The sequence below is a fragment of the Hallella multisaccharivorax DSM 17128 genome (assembly GCF_000218235.1).
Lineage (GTDB): Bacteria > Bacteroidota > Bacteroidia > Bacteroidales > Bacteroidaceae > Prevotella > Prevotella multisaccharivorax.
Genome location: NZ_GL945017.1, coordinates 3,015,033 through 3,037,472, shown reverse-complemented (window position 1 = coordinate 3,037,472; position 22,440 = coordinate 3,015,033). Strand labels below are relative to the sequence as shown.

General features: G+C 47.8%; 19 protein-coding genes and 1 tRNA gene. 7 read left to right on the top strand and 13 right to left on the bottom strand.

The window, feature by feature from the left end; genetic code table 11:
- Positions 1-83: 83 nt before the first annotated feature.
- Positions 84-1,655, top strand: coding sequence for an alpha-N-arabinofuranosidase (locus PREMU_RS12925; RefSeq protein WP_007575956.1), 1,572 nt, complete (start codon positions 84-86; stop codon positions 1,653-1,655).
- 164 nt (positions 1,656-1,819) lie between these two features.
- Positions 1,820-3,844, top strand: a complete 2,025-nt coding sequence (locus PREMU_RS12920; RefSeq protein WP_007575955.1) for a transketolase family protein — start codon at positions 1,820-1,822, stop codon at positions 3,842-3,844.
- Between the two features lie 81 nt (positions 3,845-3,925).
- Here the strand turns inward: PREMU_RS12920 and rny are convergent, their stop codons facing one another.
- The 4 genes from rny to PREMU_RS12900 all read right to left on the bottom strand — a co-directional run bounded on the left by rny (position 3,926) and on the right by PREMU_RS12900 (position 6,880).
- Positions 3,926-5,461 (bottom strand): ribonuclease Y, encoded by a 1,536-nt coding sequence (gene rny, locus PREMU_RS12915; protein WP_007575954.1) that lies wholly within the window; start codon positions 5,459-5,461, stop codon positions 3,926-3,928.
- Positions 5,462-5,531: 70 nt separating this feature from the next.
- Positions 5,532-5,849 (bottom strand): cell division protein ZapA, encoded by a 318-nt coding sequence (locus PREMU_RS12910; RefSeq protein ID WP_040559083.1) that lies wholly within the window; start codon positions 5,847-5,849, stop codon positions 5,532-5,534.
- A gap of 25 nt (positions 5,850-5,874) precedes the next feature.
- Positions 5,875-6,117 carry a hypothetical protein gene (locus PREMU_RS12905; protein WP_156804026.1) on the bottom strand — a complete coding sequence of 81 codons (243 nt, stop codon included), beginning with the start codon at positions 6,115-6,117 and terminating at the stop codon, positions 5,875-5,877.
- A 112-nt stretch (positions 6,118-6,229) separates the two neighbouring features.
- Entirely contained in the window at positions 6,230-6,880 is a 651-nt protein-coding gene (locus PREMU_RS12900) for a hypothetical protein (RefSeq protein ID WP_007575951.1), read from the bottom strand.
- A gap of 191 nt (positions 6,881-7,071) precedes the next feature.
- Between PREMU_RS12900 and rfbA the strand changes: the two genes are divergently transcribed.
- The 4 genes from rfbA to fmt are packed head-to-tail and all read left to right on the top strand — an operon-like array spanning position 7,072 to position 11,828.
- The gene (gene rfbA, locus PREMU_RS12895; RefSeq protein ID WP_007575949.1) at positions 7,072-7,959 is read left to right on the top strand and encodes a glucose-1-phosphate thymidylyltransferase RfbA; all 888 of its coding nucleotides are present in this window, start codon (positions 7,072-7,074) and stop codon (positions 7,957-7,959) included.
- 13 nt (positions 7,960-7,972) lie between these two features.
- Positions 7,973-10,411, top strand: a complete 2,439-nt coding sequence (locus PREMU_RS12890) for a GumC family protein (RefSeq protein ID WP_007575948.1) — start codon at positions 7,973-7,975, stop codon at positions 10,409-10,411.
- Between the two features lie 13 nt (positions 10,412-10,424).
- Positions 10,425-10,838 carry a BT0820 family HAD-type phosphatase gene (locus PREMU_RS12885; RefSeq protein WP_007575947.1) on the top strand — a complete coding sequence of 138 codons (414 nt, stop codon included), beginning with the start codon at positions 10,425-10,427 and terminating at the stop codon, positions 10,836-10,838.
- Positions 10,839-10,850: 12 nt separating this feature from the next.
- On the top strand, positions 10,851-11,828 hold the full coding sequence (gene fmt, locus PREMU_RS12880) for a methionyl-tRNA formyltransferase (protein ID WP_007575945.1): 978 nt from the start codon (positions 10,851-10,853) through the stop codon (positions 11,826-11,828).
- Between the two features lie 61 nt (positions 11,829-11,889).
- On the opposite strand, the gene PREMU_RS12875 is transcribed toward fmt, so the two are convergent.
- Positions 11,890-11,963, bottom strand: a tRNA-Pro gene (locus tag PREMU_RS12875).
- 202 nt (positions 11,964-12,165) lie between these two features.
- Here PREMU_RS12875 and PREMU_RS12870 point away from each other — a divergent pair.
- Positions 12,166-13,260: a porin gene (locus PREMU_RS12870; RefSeq protein ID WP_007575943.1), complete on the top strand. Its 1,095-nt coding sequence runs from the start codon at positions 12,166-12,168 to the stop codon at positions 13,258-13,260.
- A gap of 182 nt (positions 13,261-13,442) precedes the next feature.
- Here PREMU_RS12870 and PREMU_RS14720 read toward each other — a convergent pair whose 3' ends face one another.
- From PREMU_RS14720 to PREMU_RS12830, 8 genes are all read right to left on the bottom strand, one after another.
- Positions 13,443-13,778, bottom strand: coding sequence for a cupin domain-containing protein (locus PREMU_RS14720; RefSeq protein ID WP_007575939.1), 336 nt, complete (start codon positions 13,776-13,778; stop codon positions 13,443-13,445).
- Between the two features lie 87 nt (positions 13,779-13,865).
- Positions 13,866-15,851 (bottom strand): NAD(+) synthase, encoded by a 1,986-nt coding sequence (locus PREMU_RS12860; RefSeq protein WP_007575937.1) that lies wholly within the window; start codon positions 15,849-15,851, stop codon positions 13,866-13,868.
- A gap of 6 nt (positions 15,852-15,857) precedes the next feature.
- Positions 15,858-17,078 (bottom strand): DUF2027 domain-containing protein, encoded by a 1,221-nt coding sequence (locus PREMU_RS12855; RefSeq protein WP_007575936.1) that lies wholly within the window; start codon positions 17,076-17,078, stop codon positions 15,858-15,860.
- A 77-nt stretch (positions 17,079-17,155) separates the two neighbouring features.
- Positions 17,156-18,421, bottom strand: a complete 1,266-nt coding sequence (locus PREMU_RS12850; RefSeq protein ID WP_007575934.1) for an S-adenosylmethionine:tRNA ribosyltransferase-isomerase — start codon at positions 18,419-18,421, stop codon at positions 17,156-17,158.
- 6 nt (positions 18,422-18,427) lie between these two features.
- The gene (locus tag PREMU_RS12845; protein ID WP_244863888.1) at positions 18,428-19,081 is read right to left on the bottom strand and encodes a phosphatase PAP2 family protein; all 654 of its coding nucleotides are present in this window, start codon (positions 19,079-19,081) and stop codon (positions 18,428-18,430) included.
- 38 nt (positions 19,082-19,119) lie between these two features.
- Positions 19,120-19,857 (bottom strand): tetratricopeptide repeat protein, encoded by a 738-nt coding sequence (locus tag PREMU_RS15890; RefSeq protein ID WP_306420862.1) that lies wholly within the window; start codon positions 19,855-19,857, stop codon positions 19,120-19,122.
- Positions 19,858-19,877: 20 nt separating this feature from the next.
- On the bottom strand, positions 19,878-21,707 hold the full coding sequence (locus PREMU_RS12835) for a BatD family protein (RefSeq protein ID WP_007575929.1): 1,830 nt from the start codon (positions 21,705-21,707) through the stop codon (positions 19,878-19,880).
- Positions 21,708-21,756: 49 nt separating this feature from the next.
- Positions 21,757-22,440 carry a tetratricopeptide repeat protein gene (locus tag PREMU_RS12830; RefSeq protein ID WP_007575928.1) on the bottom strand — a complete coding sequence of 228 codons (684 nt, stop codon included), beginning with the start codon at positions 22,438-22,440 and terminating at the stop codon, positions 21,757-21,759.

Below are 22,440 nucleotides of genomic sequence, written 5' to 3'. Positions count from 1 at the left end.
ACAGAGGTGCCGCCTTTCTGCTACCGAACGGCATCATCAACCATCGTATCATTACGAATAGCACCAATAAATAAAGATTATCAATGAGAAAGTTCTTTTCCCTTGCGCTGATAGCGGCCGCCTTTACCACTCAGGCACCAGCTCAGGACGTCACCGTGACCATCCATGCCGATCAGGGCAAATACAAGATTAATAAGGAAATCTACGGTCAGTTTGCCGAGCACTTAGGCTCTTGCATCTATGGCGGCCTGTGGGTGGGGCCAGAAAGTCCAATCCCCAACACACAAGGCTACCGTACAGATGTGCTCAACGCGCTCAAGGAACTGAAGGTTCCCGTCCTGCGATGGCCCGGCGGATGCTTCGCCGACGAATACCACTGGCAAGACGGCATCGGTCCGCGAGAAAAACGGCCTAAGATGCAGAACAACAACTGGGGCGGCACCATCGAGGACAATTCCTTCGGCACCCACGAGTTTCTCAACCTCTGCGAGATGTTGGGCGCAGAGCCCTATATCAGTGGAAACGTAGGATCGGGAACTGTTGAGGAGCTTGCCAAATGGGTGGAATATATGACTTCAGACGGTGATACGCCTATGGCAAACCTGCGACGCAAAAACGGGCGGCAGAAGTCATGGAATGTGAAATACCTCGGAGTAGGCAACGAAAGCTGGGGATGCGGTGGCAACATGCGGCCCGAATACTACTCCGACCTCTTCCGGCGCTACTCTACTTATTGTCGCAACTACGACAACCACCATCTCTATAAGATTGCATCAGGAGCCAGCGACTATGACTACAACTGGACCAAAGTGCTGATGGACAGGGCCGGAGGCAATATGGCTGGACTCTCACTCCACTACTATACCGTGAAGGACTGGAGCAATCACAAAGGCTCGGCCACCAATTTCACAAACCAAGAATACTACTGGACCATCTCCAAAGCCCTGCAGATCGAAGACGTTATCAAGAAGCATTGCGCCATCATGGATGAGAAAGATCCCCAGAAGCGCGTAGGCTTGCTCGTCGATGAATGGGGCACATGGTGGGACGAGGAGCCTGGCACCATCCCCGGACACCTCTATCAGCAGAACTCCATGCGTGACGCAATGGTGGCCGCCCTCACGCTGAACGTCTTCCACAGACACACCGATCGCATCAAGATGGCTAACATCGCACAAGTGGTCAACGTGCTTCAGTCGATGATCCTAACCGATACGAAAGGCACCGGACATATGGTGCTCACGCCGACCTACTATGTCTTCAAGATGTATCGCGACTTCCAGAATGCCACACATCTGCCTATCGATGTGAAAGAAGACTCTGTCAATGTCACTGACAACAACATGCAGAATGCTGTCGATAAAGAGATACCAATGGTTTCCGTTTCAGCTGCCAGACAATCCGACGGAAACCTCATCGTCTCTCTTGCCAACACCAGTCTCGACAAGGCCCAGGAGGTACAGCTCAACGTCACTGGCAACAACGTCAAGACGGTCAGTGGAAACATCCTCACCGCCAACAAGATCAGCGACTACAACGACTTCGAACACCCCACCGTTATCAAGGAGACAGCCTTCAAAGACGCCAAGCTGAAAAAGAATACCGTCAAGGCAAAGATCCCGGCTAAGTCGATTGTCGTCCTGAACATAAAATAAAGAATCCGGCAACACCTCAACCTTGTAAGAGCAAGCCCCCGACAAGGTTGAGGCATTGTTGCAGCAATCAGAGACATATTTGAAACGCCAACAGTTGCATTAAATGCTTAAAAAGCTGTATCTTTGCAACAATATTATTATTATCTAACGGCAAACATATTTCTATGAATGACATTCAAATCATGAACCATGCGGCCAACAACATCCGTATCTTAGCGGCCAGCATGGTTGAGAAGGCCAAGTCAGGGCACCCGGGAGGCGCTATGGGCGGCGCCGATTTCATCAATGTGCTTTTTTCTGAATACCTTGTCTGGGATCCTTCTGACCCCACGTGGACAGGCCGTGACCGTTTTTTCCTCGACCCTGGCCACATGAGTCCGATGCTCTACGCAGCCTTGACGCTCCAAGGCCGCTTCACGCTTGACGAGATTCAACAGCTCCGTCAGTGGGGCTCACCCTGCCCGGGTCACCCCGAGCTCGATGTTGTCCGTGGCATTGAGAACTCATCAGGTCCCCTGGGCCAAGGCCACGCCATGGCTGCCGGCGCCGCTGTGGCCGAGAAATTCCTTGAGGCACGTCTGGGCCATGAGGTGATGCAGCACCACATCTTCGCCTATATTTCCGACGGTGGTGTAGAAGAGGAGATTTCACAAGGCGTCGGACGCATTGCCGGGAAACTGGCTTTGGACAACCTCATCATGTTCTACGATGCCAACGACATACAGCTTTCCACTGAGGTAAACAAGGTGATGAGGGAAGATACGGCCGCCAAGTATCGCGCCTGGAACTGGACTGTCATGGAGATTGACGGCAATGACGTGAAACAAATTCGCGAGGCTCTCGACAAGGCCATTGCCGGTACGGGTAAGCCTGTACTGATTATCGGCAAGACTGTAATGGGCAAAGGAGCCCTAAAAGCTGACGGCACGAGCTATGAGCACAGCATCAAGACACACGGTGCCCCCCTTGGCGATGGCGCCTATGTAAATACCATCAAGAATCTCGGCGGTGATCCGGAGAAGCCGTTTGCCATCTTCGATGATGTGAATAAGCTCTACACAGACCGCGCAGAAGCACTGAAAAAGATTGTCGCGAAGCGTAAGGCAGCCGAAGCAAAATGGGCTAAGGAGAATCCTGAGAAGAAGAAACTCATGGATGAATGGTTCTCCGGTAAAGCGCCTAAGATTGACTGGAGCAAGGTGAAGCAAAAGCCTGACTCCGCGACACGAGCGGCCTCATCTGCCTGTCTGAAGGTACTCGCCCAGCAAGTACCCAACATGATCTGTGCCTCAGCTGACCTTAGCAACTCCGACAAGACCGATGGCTTCCTCAAGGAAACTCACGATCTCCGTCCAGGAGACTTCTCCGGTGCCTTCTTCCAGGCAGGCGTTGCAGAGCTGACCATGGCAGACATGTGCATTGGCATGATGCTTCATGGTGGCGTCATCGCAGCCATGGGTACCTTCTTCGTATTCTCTGACTATATGAAGCCTGCTGTCCGCATAGCAGCACTCATGGGTGTGCCTGTCAAGTTTATATGGACCCACGATGCCTTCCGCGTTGGTGAGGATGGTCCTACGCACGAACCTGTAGAGCAGGAAGCACAGATACGCCTCATGGAAAAGCTGCAGAACCATAAAGGCCAGGACAGCGTTCGCGTATTCCGCCCAGCTGATTGCTATGAGACTACAGTCTGTTGGCAAATGGCAATGGAGAATATGGAGACCCCTACCGCCCTTATCCTCTCCCGCCAAGGCATTAAATGCCTGCCCGAGGGCAACGACTATGAGCAAGCCCGCAAGGGTGCTTATATCGTAAAAGGATCGGACGACAACCCCGATATCGTTCTCGTGGCAAGTGGTTCTGAGGTCTCCACGCTTGAGGACGGCACCGAGTTGCTGCGAAAAGACGGCATCCGAGTGCGAGTGGTCAGTGCACCGTCTGAAGGTCTCTTCCGCCGCCAGCCCGTGGGATACCAGGACAATGTACTGCCCTACAACGTAAAGAAGTTTGGCATGACAGCCGGTCTTCCATGCACACTTGAGGGATTGGTAGGCAATGGTCACAACAGCCATGTCTTCGGAATGAAGAGTTTTGGATTCTCCGCACCATACAAAGTGCTTGATGAGAAACTTGGCTTCACCGGAGAAAACGTTTATACACAAGTGAAGGAATTCCTTTCTGAATAAAGGTTCCCACAGGGTTCATATTAAAATCGGGGTGGTTCTTGATGAGCCACCCCGATTTATTTGTATAGGATAAAGGCGAGATTATTTTGCGTAAGCAACGGAACGGGTCTCACGGATTACCGTGATTTTCACTTGTCCAGGATAAGTCATCTCATTCTGAATCTTCTCTGCAATCTCCGAAGACAGTTTGTTGCTGTCTTCATCGTTCATTTTATCTGCACCGACGATGACACGCAATTCGCGCCCCGCTTGAATAGCATAAGTCTTGGTCACACCAGGATAGCTCATGGCTATGGCCTCAAGGTCGTTGAGACGCTTAATGTAAGCCTCCACTATCTCACGGCGCGCACCGGGACGCGCACCGGAGATGGCATCGCAGACCTGAACAATCGGAGCAAGCAGAGTCTTCATCTCAACCTCATCATGGTGAGCTGCAATAGCGTTCACAATATCAGGCTTCTCATTATACTTCTCTGCCATCTTCGCTCCCAACAAGGCATGAGGCAGTTCACTCTCCTCATCAGGAACTTTACCAATATCATGAAGCAACCCTGCGCGCTTGGCTTTCTTGGGGTTCAATCCAAGCTCGGCCGCCATCACTGAGCAAAGGTTTGCTGTCTCACGAGCATGCTGCAACAAGTTTTGGCCATAACTGGAGCGATATTTCATTTTACCAACGATGCGGATCAGCTCCGGATGCAACCCGTGGATGCCAAGATCGATGACGGTACGCTTCCCCGTCTCAATAATTTCGTTATCCAATTGCTTCTTCACCTTTGCCACGACCTCTTCGATACGTGCAGGATGGATACGCCCGTCTGCAACAAGCTGGTGCAGCGCAAGACGACAAACTTCACGACGAACAGGGTCAAAAGCTGAGATGACTATCGATTCAGGTGTATCGTCTACGACGATTTCTACACCGCAGGCAGCTTCCAAGGCACGAATGTTTCGACCCTCTCTGCCAATAATACGACCCTTAACCTCATCGTTTTCAATATGGAAGACACTCACCGAATTCTCTATAGCAGTCTCTGTTGCCACTCGCTGTATAGTCTGAATGACTATTTTCTTAGCTTTCATATTGGCATCCAGCTTAGCCTGATCTACTACCTCATTAATGAAGCTGGCAGCGTCCATCTTAGCCTTGTCCTTCATGCTTTCCACCAGTCGGTTCTTGGCTTCTTCAGCTGAGAGGCCTGAAATCTCCTCTAATTTAACACGCTCCTGTTCCTGCATCTTTTCCAGATCTTGTTGCTTGACAGACATCAGCTGACGCTCGCTCTCTATGCGCTGCTGCTCCCGCTCCATATCCTGACGGATCTTGGCAAGCTCCTGTTGCTTCTGACTGAGCGTAAGCTCGCGTTGCTTGAGCTTGTTTTCTCCCGCCTGCATCTTTTGGTTATGCGCCTGAACTTCCTTGTCCAATTCGCTTTTCTTGTTAAGAAAGCGCTCTTTCACTTCAAGCAATTTCTTCTCCTTAATTACGGCTGCCTCTTTATTTGCAGCTTCTATCATCTGGTTATATTTTCCCGTAATTATATAACGGAAAATGTAGTAACCGGCCGCTCCTCCCACAACAAGGCCTATCACTGCGGCGATAACAATGTTTATCATATTAATACTATCGAGTTATAAAAGTAATATTCTAATCTGTTATGTTTTCTATATTTATTATATGCTATTGTCATTCTTTCGCACTTTCTCCTTCTCCAAGCAGGTCCTCAATCTCTTTAGTCAACTCTTGAATAGAATCATCGTATGGCTTCGTATCGTTGCGCTGCAATTCCTTCTGCAAACGAAGCCCAATATCAATCATGGCATAAAAGATAATTTCCTTATCAGAGATCTTGTCTTTGAAGTTGGCGAAATAGGTATTTAATCGCTCATTGATTAAATCAGCGTCTTTACGGTAAAGCGGTTCCTCCTCTTGCGGCACCTTAACAGGAATAAATGTGTCGTAGATGTGAAGCCTTATGTTTCTCTTTTGATGTTCTTCTTTCATAAGCTGTAAAAGGATCAAGACAATCTCAAACCTGTCCACTGAGCATTGCAATACTCCTGCTCAGATTTCTGATAAGTTTATTGAGTCGTTTACGCGCCTCATCGACATCCCCATCGGTAATCTGCAACATTCTGGCGGCCTTCAGCATCTCATAATCATGACTAAGCCGTTCAAAGCGCCCCTGCAGGTCCTTGATTTCCAATCCACGTGCATCCAACTGAGCCTTAAGAGCGGTGTTTTCTTCTCTCAACTGACTATAGCTGAGCATTAATTGCCGCACCCGTGTAGTAAAAATCTTTAAGCTTTCCGCATTCGACTCCATGAGCTCTTTATCACCTTATTGATTTAGACGGAACATCATCTGCCGCTGATGAATAATTCTATCCTTTGAGTTTCTTCTCCGCCTTCTGTTCTTCCTCCTGCGACGGCGCCGGCTCTTTCTTGGCAAGCATCACTACTTGATAGACGAAATCAGTGACCCATTTCTGAGAGAAATTCAGTTTCTGATTATATTTCCTCACAGACATTACAGACTTTACTACACTGGGATCAGAATAACTGTTTTTGGTGAAGATGTCACTAACAGTCTTTTCTGTCATCGTATAGATTGTCTTTTTGAAAACAGAAGGCACTCTCAGCTTAAACTTCATTAGATTTCCCATGAGCATCATCAGTTCCTGCGTGAAGTTCTGAAACTGTATAAGATACACCTGTACATCGGGGAGCTTGCGGCAATTCCGACGAATGCTTTGGTCAATCTCCTTGAAAAAGCTTTCGTCGGTACCATAGACTTCCTGCATCATCTTTCGGCAATACGACTTTTCTCCCACTCCGAGCTTATTGTTTTGTGTGGCCACATGTAGCGTGGACTTGAACATACGCAGATCCGGAAGCATGGCAAGGTTTGTGATGCCAATTTGGGCAGCCAGCGAAGCCTGAAAATAGACACGCACAAGCGTCATGTAATCTTGCATACCGCCCGTCTTCTCTTCATGAGGTCTCCGGCTAAATATTTTTGAAAATATTCCCATATTTTATTAATACTTAATTCAATTCTTAATTCACATTGATTAAAAATCAATGCAAATGTACGACTATTCTACGATTCCCCAAAGGGAATATCATTATTTTTCCACAATAATGCACTTTTTATATCCAAAAAAGATGTTAACTAAATAAATGTATGTAACTTTGTCCCCACAATCATATATTTGTAAAAACTATGAAAGGCATTGTTTTAGCAGGCGGTTCCGGCACACGCCTCTATCCCATTACCAAAGGCATCAGCAAACAGCTCATTCCTATTTTCGACAAGCCAATGGTCTATTACCCCATTTCCGTACTCATGCTTGCCGGTATACGTGATATTCTTATTATTTCTACTCCACAAGATATTGACTCTTTCAAACGTCTGTTAGGGAATGGAGAACAGTTTGGCATATCGTTTACTTACGCCGTCCAGCCTTCTCCTGACGGATTGGCGCAAGCATTCATCATTGGTGAGGAGTTTATCGGCAATGACAGTGCATGTCTTGTCTTAGGCGATAATATTTTCTATGGAGCAGGCTTCAGCAGCCTCTTGGAGAAAAGCGTGACACTTGCTGACAAGGGTACTGCTTCGGTATTCGGTTATTGGGTCAATGATCCAGAGAGATATGGTGTTGCTGAGTTTGACGATAAGGGTGACTGTCTGAGTATTGAGGAGAAGCCCGCCAAACCCAAAAGCAACTACGCCGTTGTTGGACTTTATTTTTACCCCAACAATATCGTAGAGACCGCCAAGAATGTTAAGCCAAGTGCACGGGGAGAACTTGAGATCACATCGGTCAACCAGGCTTACTTAAGAGCCGGAGCTCTTAAAGTACAACCCTTACAGCGCGGCTTCGCATGGCTTGACACAGGCACACACGACAGTCTCGCCGAAGCGAGCAACTTCATTGAAGTCATAGAGAAGCGTCAAGGGCTCAAAGTTGCATGTCTTGAGGAAATTGCCTATAAGAAGGGTTGGATTGACAAACAAACCCTTATCAACAATGCCAAGCCTATGACAAAGAATGATTATGGGAAATATCTGCTTCAATTAGCAAACGAATCCGAAGTAATATCGTAAAGACTATAAAGCTATGACTTTAGACAAAACGCAGAACAATACAATGAATACAGAGACGGGTAAACAACCTTCCAGCATGCTCTTCACCGATAGTTTCAAGCAGAGACTAATCGATATCATGCTCAATTGGAAATGGGTAATTCTTTCACTAATTGTATGTACGGGATTGGGAGAAGCTTTTATTCGCTATTCCAATACTGTTTATAACATCAGCGAGAAAGTCCTCATCAAAAGCAACGACAACAACTCTGGCAATAGTGCACTTAAGTCTGAAACCATGGGAATGGTATCCAATACCAATGGGTTCGACAATGAGTTGGAAATTCTAAGCACGCATTCTCTTGCCACACAAGCGGTGAGGGATCTCAAACTCTATGTTAATTATTACTCTGTCGGTAAATTAAAGAAGGCTCTCTATTATAAAAACCAACCTGTCAACGTTGGTATCAACATCGGTGATGCTGAGAGATTAAGAAACTCTTTCACCGTCGATGTTGAACATGCCAATGGTGAATACCATATTATTGCGCCAAATGTTGACCAAACAGTAAAGAGCCTGCCAACAACCATTGAGACAAGAGGGTGTCTGCTTAAGCTAAGTATCAATAACGACAATGCCGTGGGAAGCGATTGGAAAATGCAAGCAGTCGTTATGTCTCCCGATCAGGCAGCCTATCATTTTCAAAATAGTTTTGTCGTCGCTCCCGAGTCCGAGACTACAACTATCGCCCGTCTGTCCATCAATGATGAAAACCCCGACCGCGCCATGGACTATCTTCGCCAGCTCATACTCTGCTACAATCTGCAAGCCAATGAGGATAAGAATGAGATAGCACGAAGGACCGAGGAATTCATCAACCAGCGAATTGCCAAGATCAACGAAGAGTTAGGCAGTACAGAAGGACACCTTGAGAGCTACAAAAGAAGCCGCGGCATGGTGGAGCTCAAGACCAACGCCACTCAAGCTTTCACACAAGCCAATACCTATGAGGAGAAATTGGCAGATTTCAACACGCAAATTGCGTTGTTTGATGAGATGTCCTCATTTCTCAACAATCCCTCAAACAGATACCAGCCTCTACCCAATAATGTTGGCATAGAGAACAGTTCGATCACGGCACTCGTCAACAACTATAACCAGACCGTGCAGAAACGCAACCTCCTGCTACAAAGTGCCAGTGAGAGTTCACCGGTTATCACTCCGCTCACTGCTCAGCTTGACCAATTGCACAATGCCATCAGTCAAACACTGCGACAAGTGCGCAAGAGCATGGACATTCAGCGAAGCGGCCTGCAAAGGCAATATGGCAAGTATCAAGGCGAAGTAGGACAAACCCCAGAGCAGGAGCGCGTCCTTACCCAAATAGGCAGACAACAAGAGGTGAAGTCCGGACTTTATCTCCTTCTTTTACAGAAGCGTGAGGAAAATTCCATCTCGCTTGCCGCCACTGCTGACAAAGGCCGCATTATTGACGGACCTGCAACCAGCGGTATCGTAAGTACAAAAAATAGGACCGTAATGGGAATCGCCATCCTCGTAGGTCTTTTCCTTCCTATCGCCATTCTCTATCTGATGAACCTGCTTCGCTACAAGATTGGCGGACGCGACGATGTGGAGAAACTCACCGAGCTACCCATCCTATCTGATGTCGCAATTGCATCGAAACAGGCTAAGGAAGACGGTGAAATCGTTGTCAAGGAAAACCGAAATAATGCCATGGAAGAAGTATTCAGAGGATTACGCTCTAATCTTCTGTTTACGCTTAAGGAAGGAGAGAAAGTTATTGTCTGCACATCCTCTATTTCAGGTGAGGGTAAGACATTCATATCATCCAACCTTGCCATGTCATTTGCCATCCTTGGGAAAAAGACCATCATGATAGGCCTTGACATCCGTAAGCCACGACTGCAAGATGTCTTCGGGTATGAGCATAGGAAGGAAGGCATCACCAACCTCTTGAAAATCGAGAATCCATCGTGGGAGCAAATAAAAGAACAAATTCTTCCATCCAACAAACATGACAATCTCAGCTTGCTTCCTGCAGGTGCCATTCCTCCCAATCCTACAGAATTGTTAGCACGGAAGAGTCTCGACAACATTATCAATACCCTGAAAGAGCATTTTGACTACATTATCATCGACTCGGCACCAGTAGGCCTTGTCACCGACACTGTATCGATAGCGCGTGTGAGCGATGCGACCGTCTTCGTTTGCCGTGCCGACTACACACCCAAACGCGACTTCGACCTTATCAACACTCTTGCCAAAGAGGGACGACTGCGCAACGTCAGTGTGGTCATCAACGGCATTGACATGTCCAAGAAGAAATATGGCTATTATTATGGCTACGGACATTATGGCTATGGTCATCATTATTCCTACGGCTATGGAGGCTATCACTATGGATACAGTGATTATGGAAAAGACAACGATCATTCCATCAAGAAATAGACACTGGTAAACAATGGCAAAAATAGCAGTTGACTTTGATGGTACCATCGTAGAAGACAAGTACCCAAAGATAGGAACTGAGGTGATGTTTGCAACCGATACTCTCCGGATGTTGCAACAAGAGCACCATCAGCTGATACTTTGGACAGTTCGCGAGGGCAAATTACTGGAAGAGGCTGTAAGATGGTGCCATGAAAGAGGCGTGGACTTCTGGGCCGTCAACAGTGACTATCCCGAGGAGAAGCCTTCTGACAAGTACTTTACCCGGAAACTCAAGGCCGATTATTTCATAGACGACCGCAATATAGGCGGTCTCCCCGATTGGGGACAGATTTATGCCATCATCCATCAGCACAAGTCTTTCGCCGACATACTCAGAGATGGGACGATGGAGACCAAGAAGAAAAAGCATTGGTGGAATCTATAATCAGACGATAGATTGGAAAAGAAAGACCTAAGAATCGTATTTATGGGCACGCCAGAATTTGCAGTCGGCACGCTCAGCCGTCTTGTAGAAGACGGATACAATGTTATAGCGGTGGTGACCCAACCCGACAAACCTGTAGGACGCCACCAGGACAAGCTCCGGCCATCAGCCGTGAAGACGTATGCCCTCGCCCACTCCATTCCTTTGCTGCAACCGGTGAAAATGAAAGATCCGGTATTCATCGAGCAGCTGAAAGCGTTGAAAGCCGACCTGCAAGTAGTGGTAGCCTTCAGGATGCTTCCCGAAGTGGTATGGGCCATGCCGCGATTTGGTACATTCAATGTCCATGCGGCCCTGCTGCCACAATATCGTGGTGCAGCCCCGATCAACTGGGCTATCATTAATGGAGAGACGCAAACGGGCGTGACCACTTTCTTTATCGATAAAGATATAGACACAGGAAGAATCATCCTCAAGAAAACATTTGCTATTTCCGATGAGGCTGATGTGGAGTATGTCTATGACGGTTTGATGAAGCTTGCGCCCGATATTGCAGAGGAAACCATCAACCTACTGCTTGACAATGATGGGGAAGTGCCTTCGCAAGAGCAGGGCTGTCTCATTGAAAACAATGAGACACTGCATGCTGCTCCCAAAATTTTCAAGGAGACATGCCACATCAACTGGAATCAACCCGCCAAACAAGTCTATGACTTTGTACGCGGCCTTTCTCCATATCCTGGAGCATGGACAACGCTTCAGCTCTGCCAAAAGGATACAGAGCTGAAGATATTTCAGACCGCAAAAACAGGGACAGCAGCCGGTGACGTACAGCCAGGCAGCATAGTAACCGCTAAAAAATCACTCCGTATCGCATGCGCTGACGAATGGCTCGATATTCTTTCACTCCAGCTCTCCGGTAAAAAACGCATGGACTCCGCCGCATTTCTTAACGGTAACAAACACCTTGATGAAGGGAGAGTGAAATAAGAACATAACTAAACAGAATCATAAAAGCGCTATCATCATCATGATCATAGCGCTTTTATTGTCGGGGCGACAGGATTCGAACCTGCGACCACCTGGTCCCAAACCAGGAGCGCTACCGGACTGCGCTACACCCCGTTACCCAACGTTTCTCGTTAAGCGACTGCAAAATTAAGAAATAATCACTACATGACCAAATGTTTTTGTCTTTTTCTTTCCGTTTCTGTGAAAAAGCAGAAAGGACTTTATTTTTATGTCCAAAGAGACAGACGATTACATAATATTTATTACATTTGCAAGTTAGAAAGAGACTGATCACAAACTAAAACAACTGTTCAATATGAAGAAATCATTAGTAATGGCAGGCCTTGCCCTGTGTCTGGCTGCGCAAGTAAGCGCACAAGCAACCGACTGGACCAAGATGTTCAAGATTTCCGGCTATGGCATGATGCAGTATCAGTACAACGGTCAAGACGGAGCCAAAACCAACAGCTTCAATATTCGCCTCGGCCGTGTCATCGTGGATGCGAAACCCCATAAGGACTGGACCGCAAGAGTACAGTTCCAGTACAATGGAAACACTTCCGACCTCAATAGTTCGCTGAAAGTTGTCGATGTATTCGCAGAATGGCAGAAATATGAATTTTTCCGTGTCAAGGCCGGACAGTTCAAACGTCCCTTCACATTTGAGAATCCCATGAATCCTATCGATCAGGGATTCATGAGCTATGCGCAGAACATCACGAAGCTTTCTGGTTTCACCGACCGCGACGGGGCATCATCGAGCAATGGCCGCGACATCGGCGTGCAACTGCAGGGCGACTTCGTAAAGAATACCGAAGGGCGCAACCTCTTGCACTATCAGATCGGGGTCTATAATGGTCAGGGCATCAACCAAAAGGATGTGGACCAGCAGAAAGATGTCATTGGCGGCATGTGGGTGATGCCTGTCAAGGGCATGCGTATCGGGGCCTTTGGCATGGAGGGGTCATATGCAAGAAAGGGAGCCAACGGTTTGGTGAAACTTCCTCAGCACCGCTATGCCATCTCAGCCGAATACAAGGTCAGCGACTGGACCCTGCGCTCAGAGTACATCCATTCCACGGGTAAGGCGTTCAAGAAAAGCGAGAATTCCAAAGCCGACCGCAGCGACGTGACCGTCAATGAAGCATTGGGCTCAAAGGCTGACGGTGTCTATGCGCTTTGCATAGCACCGGTTATCAAGCATAAGCTCTATGCCAAGGCCCGCTATGACCTCTACCGCCAGTCAGCCAACTGGGCGACATCCAAGACTAATTATGAGATTGGCGCCAACTATTTATTCTCCAAAAACCTACAGTTAAACATGGAGTATGCACTCGTCAACGACCGTGCCCTGGCTGCCGACCACCACAACTATAGCATGCTCGACTGCCAACTCGACTTCCGCTTCTAATCCACAAAAAACCATCTCAGAGATGCAGCAGCTTTCCCTCTACGGCGTAAACGCATCGCCTCTACACCGTAAACGCATCGCCTCTACACCGTAATGGGAATGCCATTACGGTGTAGAGGCAAAACCACTATCCATGCAAAGGGAACGCCTTTGCTAAATGCCGTTATTCCGAGGATAGGGCACTATGCGTGATGTTCCGGCATGATAGCAAAGTAAACAGCATCGTGATCGGTAAGGTTTTCCATATAATGACGGTGGCCCATCGGACAATAATGACACTGTCCCGCCCTACAAATCTCAACCTCATCATCATAATGGAAGGTCAGTGTGCCACTGATGACAAAGATAATCTCCGAGTTGCCTTTATGCGTATGCAACCCGCTCGACGCCCCCGGCCGAAGCGTAGAATACATGATCTTCACGTGGTCGTCCACAAAGTTGCGGGTATCGAGAAACCCTTTGCCACCCTTAAAGCCCGAAAGGTGGGCTTCGGGAATATTCTCAAAATCTATAACCATAACCTATAATGTATTATGTTTAATGATCGATGTCTGTTAAATCTGTTGAATAATAATCACTTTCTTCACACCTCAGCCCATTTATGCCTAACCCTCTCCGTCTATCTTTTTCGGCATAAGCTTTTCCACCTCGTCGAGCCATAGTGTGACAACAGCGTCCGTTGGCATGCGCCAGTCGCCCCGCGGAGAGAGCGAGACAGAACCCACCTTTGGCCCATCGGGTAAGCAGGAACGCTTGAACTGCTGATTGAAAAAGCGACGGCAGAACGTCTTGAGCCAATGCAGGATAGTCTCGTCGTCGTAGCGTCCCACTCCCTCTACCGGTGGCAAGCTCTCACCGAAAGCACGCTTTGCCAGCACGAATATCTTGCGGGGGCCGAACCCGTTGCGCAGGAAATGGTAAAGGAAGAAGTCGTGCAACTCATAGGGTCCAACCAGATCCTCCGTCTTTTGTTGGATGCTTCCATCGCTGCCGGCAGGTATAAGCTCGGGAGAAATCGGAGTCGCGATGATGTCATACAGGGTCGAGGCAGACTCGTCGTCCACTGTCTGAGCCACAAACTTCACAAGATACTGGATGAGCGTTTTTGGGATAGAGGTGTTGACCGCATACATGGACATATGGTCGCCGTTATAGGTGGCCCATCCCAATGCCAGCTCTGAGAGGTCGCCAGTGCCGATGACCAGTCCGCCGAGCTTGTTGGCGAGATCCATGAGAATCTGTGTGCGCTCGCGGGCTTGTGCGTTCTCATAGGTCACGTCATGAGCATCAGGATTCTGCCCGATGTCCTCAAAGTGCTGCAATACGCTCTTCGAGATATTCACCTCGCGCATGTCCACTCCCAAGCTCTGCATCAGACTCACGGCATTGTTGTGGGTGCGCCCTGTAGTGCCAAAGCCCGGCATGGTGACGCCAACAATTCCCTTGCGGTCAAGTTTTAGTTTATCAAACGTCTTCACACAGACGAGCAGTGCCAACGTAGAGTCGAGACCACCACTAATACCCACGACAACTGTCTTGGCATGCGTGTGAAGAATGCGTTTGGCGAGACCCATCACCTGAATGTTGAATATCTCTTCGCACGACTTCTGCATGTTGGTATTGGTTGGGATAAACGGATGTGGATTGACCTTGCGCTCAAGCACGAAGTCGTGTGGCATCGCCGCTGACTCTGCACGGCTGATGCGAATATCCTCGTTCATCATGCGCCGTTGGGCATTGACAAACGTCGTGTTGCCACGACGGTCGCCACGAAGGCGCTCCACGTCTATCTGTGCTGACACAAGCTGACTCTTCAGTGCGAAACGCTCACCTTCAGCAAGAAGTCGACCGTTCTCATACACCAAGGCATTGCCGCCATAGACCACATCCTGCGTGCTCTCACCAAATCCTGCGCCACTATACACATAGCCGCAAATGGTACGTGCACTCTGCTGGGCGAGAAGATCCTTGAGATAGTCATGCTTACCTATCAGCTCATCGCTGGCTGAAAGATTGAAGATGATATCAGCTCCGGCAAGGGCGAGATGATTGCTTGGCGGAGTGGGAGCCCATACATCCTCACAGATCTCCACCCCAAACAAGATACCGTCACCCGTCCGGAAAAGCTGTGGGGCCGCTGTAATACTGACAGGATGACCGGCATAACGCAAATCTTGATCCCGCAGATCCTGCGACGAGGCAAACCAGCGTTTCTCATAAAACTCATTGTAGTTGGGCAAAAACGTCTTTGGCACGATACCAAGGATTTTTCCTCGCTGAATGACGATGGCACAGTTGAGCAACAGGTTACCCACTGCCATAGGTACGCCCACTATGGAGATAATGTCGAGCTGCCTGCTGAACTCTAAAAGTTGCATCACACAGTTCTCAGTGGCATCTAACAGCAACTGCTGACGAAAGAGATCCTGACAGGTGTAGCCTGTCACGCTAAGCTCAGGGAAGACGATGATCTCAACTCCCTGGCCTTCAGCCTGCACAACGAGCGACTCAATTTCCTTGATATTGCTCACGCAGTCGGCAACCTTAACCGTCGGAACAGCTGTCGCCACCTTAATAATTCCGTACTTCATGGCTCTTTATCGTATAGTGACCTGAGTGGCCCCGTAACCGTATTCCTGAAACGAGGCATCCTGCCACTGGTATGACTTGTGCTTATAGGTCAGCTCATTGATGAGGGCACGGCGCAGCACGCCAGCTCCTTTTCCATGAATGAAAATGAGCTTTTGGCCTTTCTTTCCCCCATATTGGTTGAGCGTATTACGAAATACCTTCATTTGATACTCAAGAATATCTCCGGACTGCATGCCCTGAGTGGTGTCGAGCAACGCCTCGGCATGAAGGTCAACAACGACAGCATCGTCGAGCCCCCGATTGTGTATATAAGGAGTGTTCTTGGCATTACCCTTGCTTTGTGACTCATCATACCGGTGCACGAGTTGTGACTTCTTTTCTGCCGATACCATGCCAGCTGCATTTTCATTGCCTGCGTGATGGTACATCTCTTTCTTCAAAGCCTTGGCATCAACAACCAAGGGACGGGCAGGCTTGTCGTTCTCAATCACGGAGCAGAGCAATACCGGCGTTTCGAAGAACGGTGTATTCTCAAAGGTATGAACCTTATAGAACTTCAGTGGTTCAAGCCGGAGCTCCACACTAACAGGCTCTTTCAAGATGAAGCTCTTACCACGCTTATAGGCAAGCAGTTGAACAGCCATCCGGCCTACATGATTGATAGCCTGTGCATCCAGCTCTTCAATAAAAATCTTTGTATTAGGCTCTGCTTCCCCTTCTGCTCTCAATGAGCAGCTGCTACTCTCTTCGTCAAACAGAAGATAGTGCAGATAATAATTGCTGTCATTGACAAAATAGCACTCGAAATGAGGCGTCTCCATGTTGCTATTGTCCATTGGGGCAAAGGCGAGGTAGGCCGACAGCTGATTACCACCCTTGCGCTCCTCTGCCTTCGGACGGTAAGCAACGTCTTTCGAAAGATCCACGGTATCAAGAGCCGACAGGTCCACATCCTCGTCCTGACCTTCCTGCATCATGGCCTTAACCGAACGGTTACCACGCATCAGAGGGGTCTCTGAAGCCTTTCTCTCCTCAGCCTCAGCCCTGCGGTTAATGACATTGGCCGTGCTGTAATCTTCACTGGCCACCACAACCACCTCATTGACAGGCGTTGGAATCTGGAAACCATCCTCATCCTCCACCAACACGATATTCTTCCCCTGGAAACCGGCTACCTTTCCGCCACCAGTCTCACTGAGAAACTTTACTCTATCTCCTATCTTCATTTCTAATACAATATGTTCACTCGGTTGCACACAACCTCTCAAATAATATTCAGCGAATAAGATGAAACTTATTGCTGCTACGGTATCAGCAGATTAGCGTCTCCATAACTCAAGAAACGAAAGTTATGAGAGAGTGCATAGTCATAGACCTTACGCCAGTCGCCCTTCAGGAAAGCACTCACCAGCAACAGCAATGTACTCTTAGGCTGATGGAAATTAGTGACAAGCATCTTCACGATCTTATAAGTATAGCCTGGTGCTATGATAATTTGCGTAGAGGTATGAAGTGCTTCCAAGCCGTCACGGTCCAGATAATCAAGAATTGCCTGGATCGCATCATGCACGCTGACCGCTCTGCCGTCAACGAGCACGCACCCCTCATCAGTGTGGGGCAAATCATAGGGTTCCCACTGATTGACATGAAGATCCTCTTCTGTGGCATTGGGATTGCTCAACAATTTCACACCGATATAATAGAGGCTCTCCAAGGTACGCACACTGGTAGTACCAACCGCTATTGCCCAACAATCGTGCTCAAGCAAATGCTCAAAGGTGTGACGATGGACAACGATGTATTCTGAATGCATCTTATGGCCTTCTATCTCTTCCGTTTTCACAGGCTTGAAAGTACCGGCGCCCACATGAAGCGTCACTTCGTCGCGCAAGACACCGTAATTGTCGAGATCTTTCAGCACTTTATCCGTAAAATGAAGACCGGCCGTAGGTGCCGCCACACTGCCTTTAATCTTAGAGTAGACCGTCTGATAAGTAGTCTTATCACTCTCCTCCGTCTTGCGGTTAAGATAGGGAGGGATGGGCAGCTCGCCAACGGCATCAAGGATCTCCGCAAAGTTCACCTGATCGTTATCCCATACAAACTCCACCCAATAGTTAGAGCCACCACTCTTCTCTACGGACTTGGAGCGGTCCATTGAAGCCGTGAGTGTGAGACGATGCCCTTTGATCTCGAAAACTCTCTTCAATGTGCCCTCTTTCCATTTCTTCAGATTTCCAATCATGCAAAGCCAGCTACAATGACCCGTCGATTGAAACATTTGCTCATAATCAGCAGGTTGAGCAGGCTCCATGAGGAATACTTCAATCAGCGCACCTGTCTCTTTACGAAAGTGCAGGCGAGCCTGTATCACTCTCGTGTTGTTGAAAACCATCAAGGCTCCTTGAGGGAGATAGTGGGGAAGATTGAAGAAAAGATCATCCGATAAGGCACCTTTATTATAAATCAGCAACTTGCTGTGGTCACGTGCTTGTAGGGGAAACTTTGCAATACGATCTTCCGGAAGATCGTAACTGTAATCGTCTATTCTTATATGTTTTGTATTCATTGTCTCTTAAAATGAAGTGCCATAGACTGCCGCCAATATGATGACAGCCAATGTCAACACCAAAGTTGACACAACCACGTCGATATCAGTCTTGGCATAGCCTGATGAAGTGTATTGTGATGAAATGTATTGGAAATTAGTATTGAGCTTATTATAAACCCGATGGAAAAGGAAGTAAACGGCTACCCCGACGAGAGAGCCATACAGCATCCCACAAAAGACATCAGAAGGATAATGCACTCCCAGATATAATCGTGTCCAAACATTCAGTAATGCCCAAAAAGACATTACGGAAGAAAACAGCCGGTCTCTTACCAGAAGACAGAAGAACACAGCCAAAGAAAAGGTATTGGCCGCGTGAGCTGAGAAGAAGCTATAGCTCTCTTCAAGCGTACCCGCTATAAGATTCAGATGTGTCTTGACCATCGGGTCATTACAAGGACGAATTCTCCCAACCATGGGCTTTACGATAAAGTCGTCTACACCACCGGCAAGGACAATACACACCAATACCGCTCCGATGATCAGGCCGATCTGAGCCATCGTCTCATTGTTCTTAACGACAAGATATAGCAAAGCGCCATACAAAGGTAGCCAAGCCATACCATTGGTAAGCATAGGCACCAGTGTATCAAAGAAAGCCGAATTGCCGCTATTCAACCATTGTAGCAGGCTTAAATCAAAACTGCCTGGCATTTTTAAATATTCTCAATTGCTCCTGACTTGATCCAACCTTCTCTACCGTCACCTGTCCTCACTTGCTTCCATCCAGAGATACCATCATCCTCAATATTTACATGTGTGCCTTCGTGCAGGACGAACGCATCAGGAGCTCTGTCCTCAGGCTCCTGCTTGACACCAATGGAAGACGACATCACAATGGCTCCCCGACTATGCTCAAACCAATATTTCTGCTGCCAGGCAAAGACAGTTGAGAGTACAAAAACAACCAAGAATGCAAGGCTTCCGAAAAAGCCAAGTTTCCTCATCCATAAAAGTGATGCGAATAGATAGGCAAGCATTAAGAGGAGAGCCATCACAATGCTCACAATACCTATCAATGCCCAACTATCAACACCACAAAAAGTTACAATGCTGCGATAGACTGCCGTAAAGAAGTTATCATCTTGCGGCGTAATTTTGTCTATGGTCTTCGAACGTGCAAACTGAAGATTAAACCGCACGTCGTCGTCACTCGGAGAGAGACGGTAGGCACGCTCATAGCAGAGAATCGCCTTGGAAAGACTGTCTGAACGATAGTAGGCATTTCCTAAGTTGAAATACACCTCTGCGGAGGCTCCTTGACGGAGGAGCGCTTGATAATCCGCGATAGCCTGTTGATAATTGCCCTGACGATAGTTGTCATCAGCGCCCCGCTTGCTTATGGCAGAGCCGAAAGACGGCAACGCTACTAACGCCAAAAGCAATACTATCAATATGTTTAAACGATGATTGCTCATTTCTTTCTTTTCATTACATCCTCTATATCCACTATGGCCGTCATGGCTGACTGGAATGTCTTTTCCATGTTACCCGCCTCATCACCAGGTGCATAGCGCTCATACTCACATTCCTCCAAAGCAGAGATGAATTTATTAACAACTTCTTCAGAGACACCCCGTGAAGAGAGTTTCTCCTTGATGTTCTCCATCGACAAGCTCTCTATCGGCATATTGAGTTTATAGCTCACATAGCCCCATAGAGCATGAAGCACTTCATCATAGAACTCAGCACTCCGGTGCTCAAACATCAGTTTGCTGGCTTTCTTCAACCGCTTGTGAGCTATCTTGTTGGCTTTCTTACCCCGCATCTTCACAATGTCAGCATTATCTATCGCTCGACGACGGAAGATGACCAATAGCACAATGAAGGTAACCAGAGGTAGAAGCAGACAAATCCAGTAAGCAGTACTCCCTAAGAAGAAATCACCAACACTGACAGGCTTGGCATCCCCCGTCTTGATAGTATGAATATCGTTGTCGGCAGGGTTGTCGAAATTCTCAGAAGCCCCCTTGCCGTCACCAGGTTCTACATTAACCACAAAGGGCCGAGTATACAGCGTCTTATAAGCATTGGCATCCACATCATAATAGATGAATGAGATGGAAGGTATCGTATACAGGCCCTGATTGCGAGGGACTGCGAGATAATCATAGACCATCTTGCCGCCCACGCCGGTATTGGTAAGTCTTGTTTTATCTGTTACTTTCGGATCATACTTATCGAAACCTTTTGGAAATGCGACCACGGGCTGCTTAATGAGCTTAAGATTGCCGGTACCACTAACCTCTACGTGTAGCGTGATAGGATCTCCTGCTTTCACGGTATTCCTACTAAGATGCGCCAAGATATTAAAGCGACCCACTCCACCGGAGAAGCCAACAGGTTTTGCTGGAAGTGGAGCGACCTGAATAGACAGCCCCGGAGCAACGATATTACGCTTTACCTCCACATAGCCAGAACCGCCATTGAAAAACGCCTCAAAGGGATCCACGTTTCTATTCTGCTGTACGACTACACCCTTAAAGGTAATCGAAGGAATCTTCAATGAACCCGTCATTTGCGGATACATAAGATATTGACTCCATGTCACACACTTATAAGGACGCCCATTAACTCTTTCCAGATGAAAGCTCTTCTGCTGGGGCAACGGTATTTCCTGACTGTGGAAACCCGTCAAATCAGGCATCTTGCCTTCCAGTTGCGTAAGGTCTACAAGCGTATAGACCTTATACGTAAGCAATACCGGCTCTTGTTCATGAACAACCCGCTTATTGGCTGTGACCTTAATAAATAAATCCTTATCCGAAATCGGAGTACCTGCAGCACTCATTTCCGGCTGTCTGCCACCGCCATCCTGATGCATTTGTGGAGAACCTCCACTGTTATGAGAATGACCTGCCACCGTAATCCGCACTGGATGTGAGGCAACGACATGACCCCTCACCCGCGCACGAGCCGCAGGAATAGTATAAGTTCCCGTCTTGGAAGCATACAGTGTAAATGTAAACGTAATGGATGACGAACTCGAAGTGTGCCCATTAATCATCTGATAACTGCTCTGCTGCGACGTATAAGGACCGGCTATCAATTCCAATCCGGAAGGGACGTTTCCAGCACGGAAGTCATCTACATCCTGTGTATTGATGGTGTAGGCAATGCGAAAGTTCTCTCCCTCCGCCACCTTAGAGGGTGCCGACACCGATATCTGAGCCACAGAGACACTCCTGCCCCCGAATAAAAAGCCCAAGATAAGTGAAATATATAAGAGTAAATGCTGCGTCATAAATATTTGATCATTTACAATCACTAATTTCCAGAAGTCAACAAAAAGCCTACCAGTTCTTTTCCAAGCGGCGGCGGCGTGGCTGAATCTCATATCTCTTCAGCCGTTGCTGCGTCTGCTCCTCTTCCTGCTCGGCATAGTTGAGAAGTTGCTCGGCATTGTCCTTGCTCATCTCATTTTGTTGCTGCCTCTGCTTCTGCTGCTGATTCTTGTCTTTATTCTGTTTATTGTTATGGTCGTTTTTGTTCTGCTTTTGCTTGTTTTTGTTCTGCTGATCCTGTTTATTTCTATTCTTTTGGTTCTTCTGCTGTCTCATGCACAAAGCCAAATTATAGCGGGTCTCATTATCCGCCGGATTGTTTCTGAGACTTTCCTCATAAGCCTTGATAGCCTCAGGGAAGAGCTGATGCTTCTGGCAAGCCACACCAATATTATGCCAAGCCATCGCTTTACGTCGTTTTGCCGTCTCACTCTTTCCTGCATTCTCCAGCTGAGTCACTGCCGCACTGTCTTTCTGCTGCATAAGCAATGCACATCCTAAATTGTACAAGGCCTGCGTATTGGAAGGATTCTTCCCTAATGCCTTCCGGTATTCAATCTCCGCACGGGCATAGTTTTGCTGTCGGAAGAGACGATTGCCACTTCTTATCAACTGTCTGTCGCTTTGGGCTTGCACTGTCAAACTACTCAACAGGTAAAGTACGAGAAGGAAAATATGATGATAAAATCGCAT

What these genes read in the sequence shown, in the direction of transcription:
- rny (WP_007575954.1), bottom strand. Translation starts at nt 5,461, where the DNA reads ATGATAAACATTGTTATCGCCGCAGTGATAGGCCTTGTTGTGGGAGGA.
- PREMU_RS12905 (WP_156804026.1), bottom strand. Translation starts at nt 6,117, where the DNA reads ATGCTCAGCTATAGTCAGTTGAGAGAAGAAAACACCGCTCTTAAGGCT.
- rfbA (WP_007575949.1), top strand. Translation starts at nt 7,072, where the DNA reads ATGAAAGGCATTGTTTTAGCAGGCGGTTCCGGCACACGCCTCTATCCC.
- PREMU_RS12860 (WP_007575937.1), bottom strand. Translation starts at nt 15,851, where the DNA reads ATGAAGTACGGAATTATTAAGGTGGCGACAGCTGTTCCGACGGTTAAG.
- PREMU_RS12830 (WP_007575928.1), bottom strand. Translation starts at nt 22,440, where the DNA reads ATGCGATTTTATCATCATATTTTCCTTCTCGTACTTTACCTGTTGAGT.
- PREMU_RS12885 (WP_007575947.1), top strand. Translation starts at nt 10,425, where the DNA reads ATGGCAAAAATAGCAGTTGACTTTGATGGTACCATCGTAGAAGACAAG.
- PREMU_RS12890 (WP_007575948.1), top strand. Translation starts at nt 7,973, where the DNA reads ATGACTTTAGACAAAACGCAGAACAATACAATGAATACAGAGACGGGT.
- PREMU_RS12910 (WP_040559083.1), bottom strand. Translation starts at nt 5,849, where the DNA reads ATGAAAGAAGAACATCAAAAGAGAAACATAAGGCTTCACATCTACGAC.
- PREMU_RS12855 (WP_007575936.1), bottom strand. Translation starts at nt 17,078, where the DNA reads ATGAAGATAGGAGATAGAGTAAAGTTTCTCAGTGAGACTGGTGGCGGA.
- PREMU_RS12920 (WP_007575955.1), top strand. Translation starts at nt 1,820, where the DNA reads ATGAATGACATTCAAATCATGAACCATGCGGCCAACAACATCCGTATC.
- PREMU_RS14720 (WP_007575939.1), bottom strand. Translation starts at nt 13,778, where the DNA reads ATGGTTATAGATTTTGAGAATATTCCCGAAGCCCACCTTTCGGGCTTT.
- PREMU_RS12925 (WP_007575956.1), top strand. Translation starts at nt 84, where the DNA reads ATGAGAAAGTTCTTTTCCCTTGCGCTGATAGCGGCCGCCTTTACCACT.
- PREMU_RS12900 (WP_007575951.1), bottom strand. Translation starts at nt 6,880, where the DNA reads ATGGGAATATTTTCAAAAATATTTAGCCGGAGACCTCATGAAGAGAAG.
- PREMU_RS12870 (WP_007575943.1), top strand. Translation starts at nt 12,166, where the DNA reads ATGAAGAAATCATTAGTAATGGCAGGCCTTGCCCTGTGTCTGGCTGCG.
- PREMU_RS12835 (WP_007575929.1), bottom strand. Translation starts at nt 21,707, where the DNA reads ATGACGCAGCATTTACTCTTATATATTTCACTTATCTTGGGCTTTTTA.
- PREMU_RS12850 (WP_007575934.1), bottom strand. Translation starts at nt 18,421, where the DNA reads ATGAATACAAAACATATAAGAATAGACGATTACAGTTACGATCTTCCG.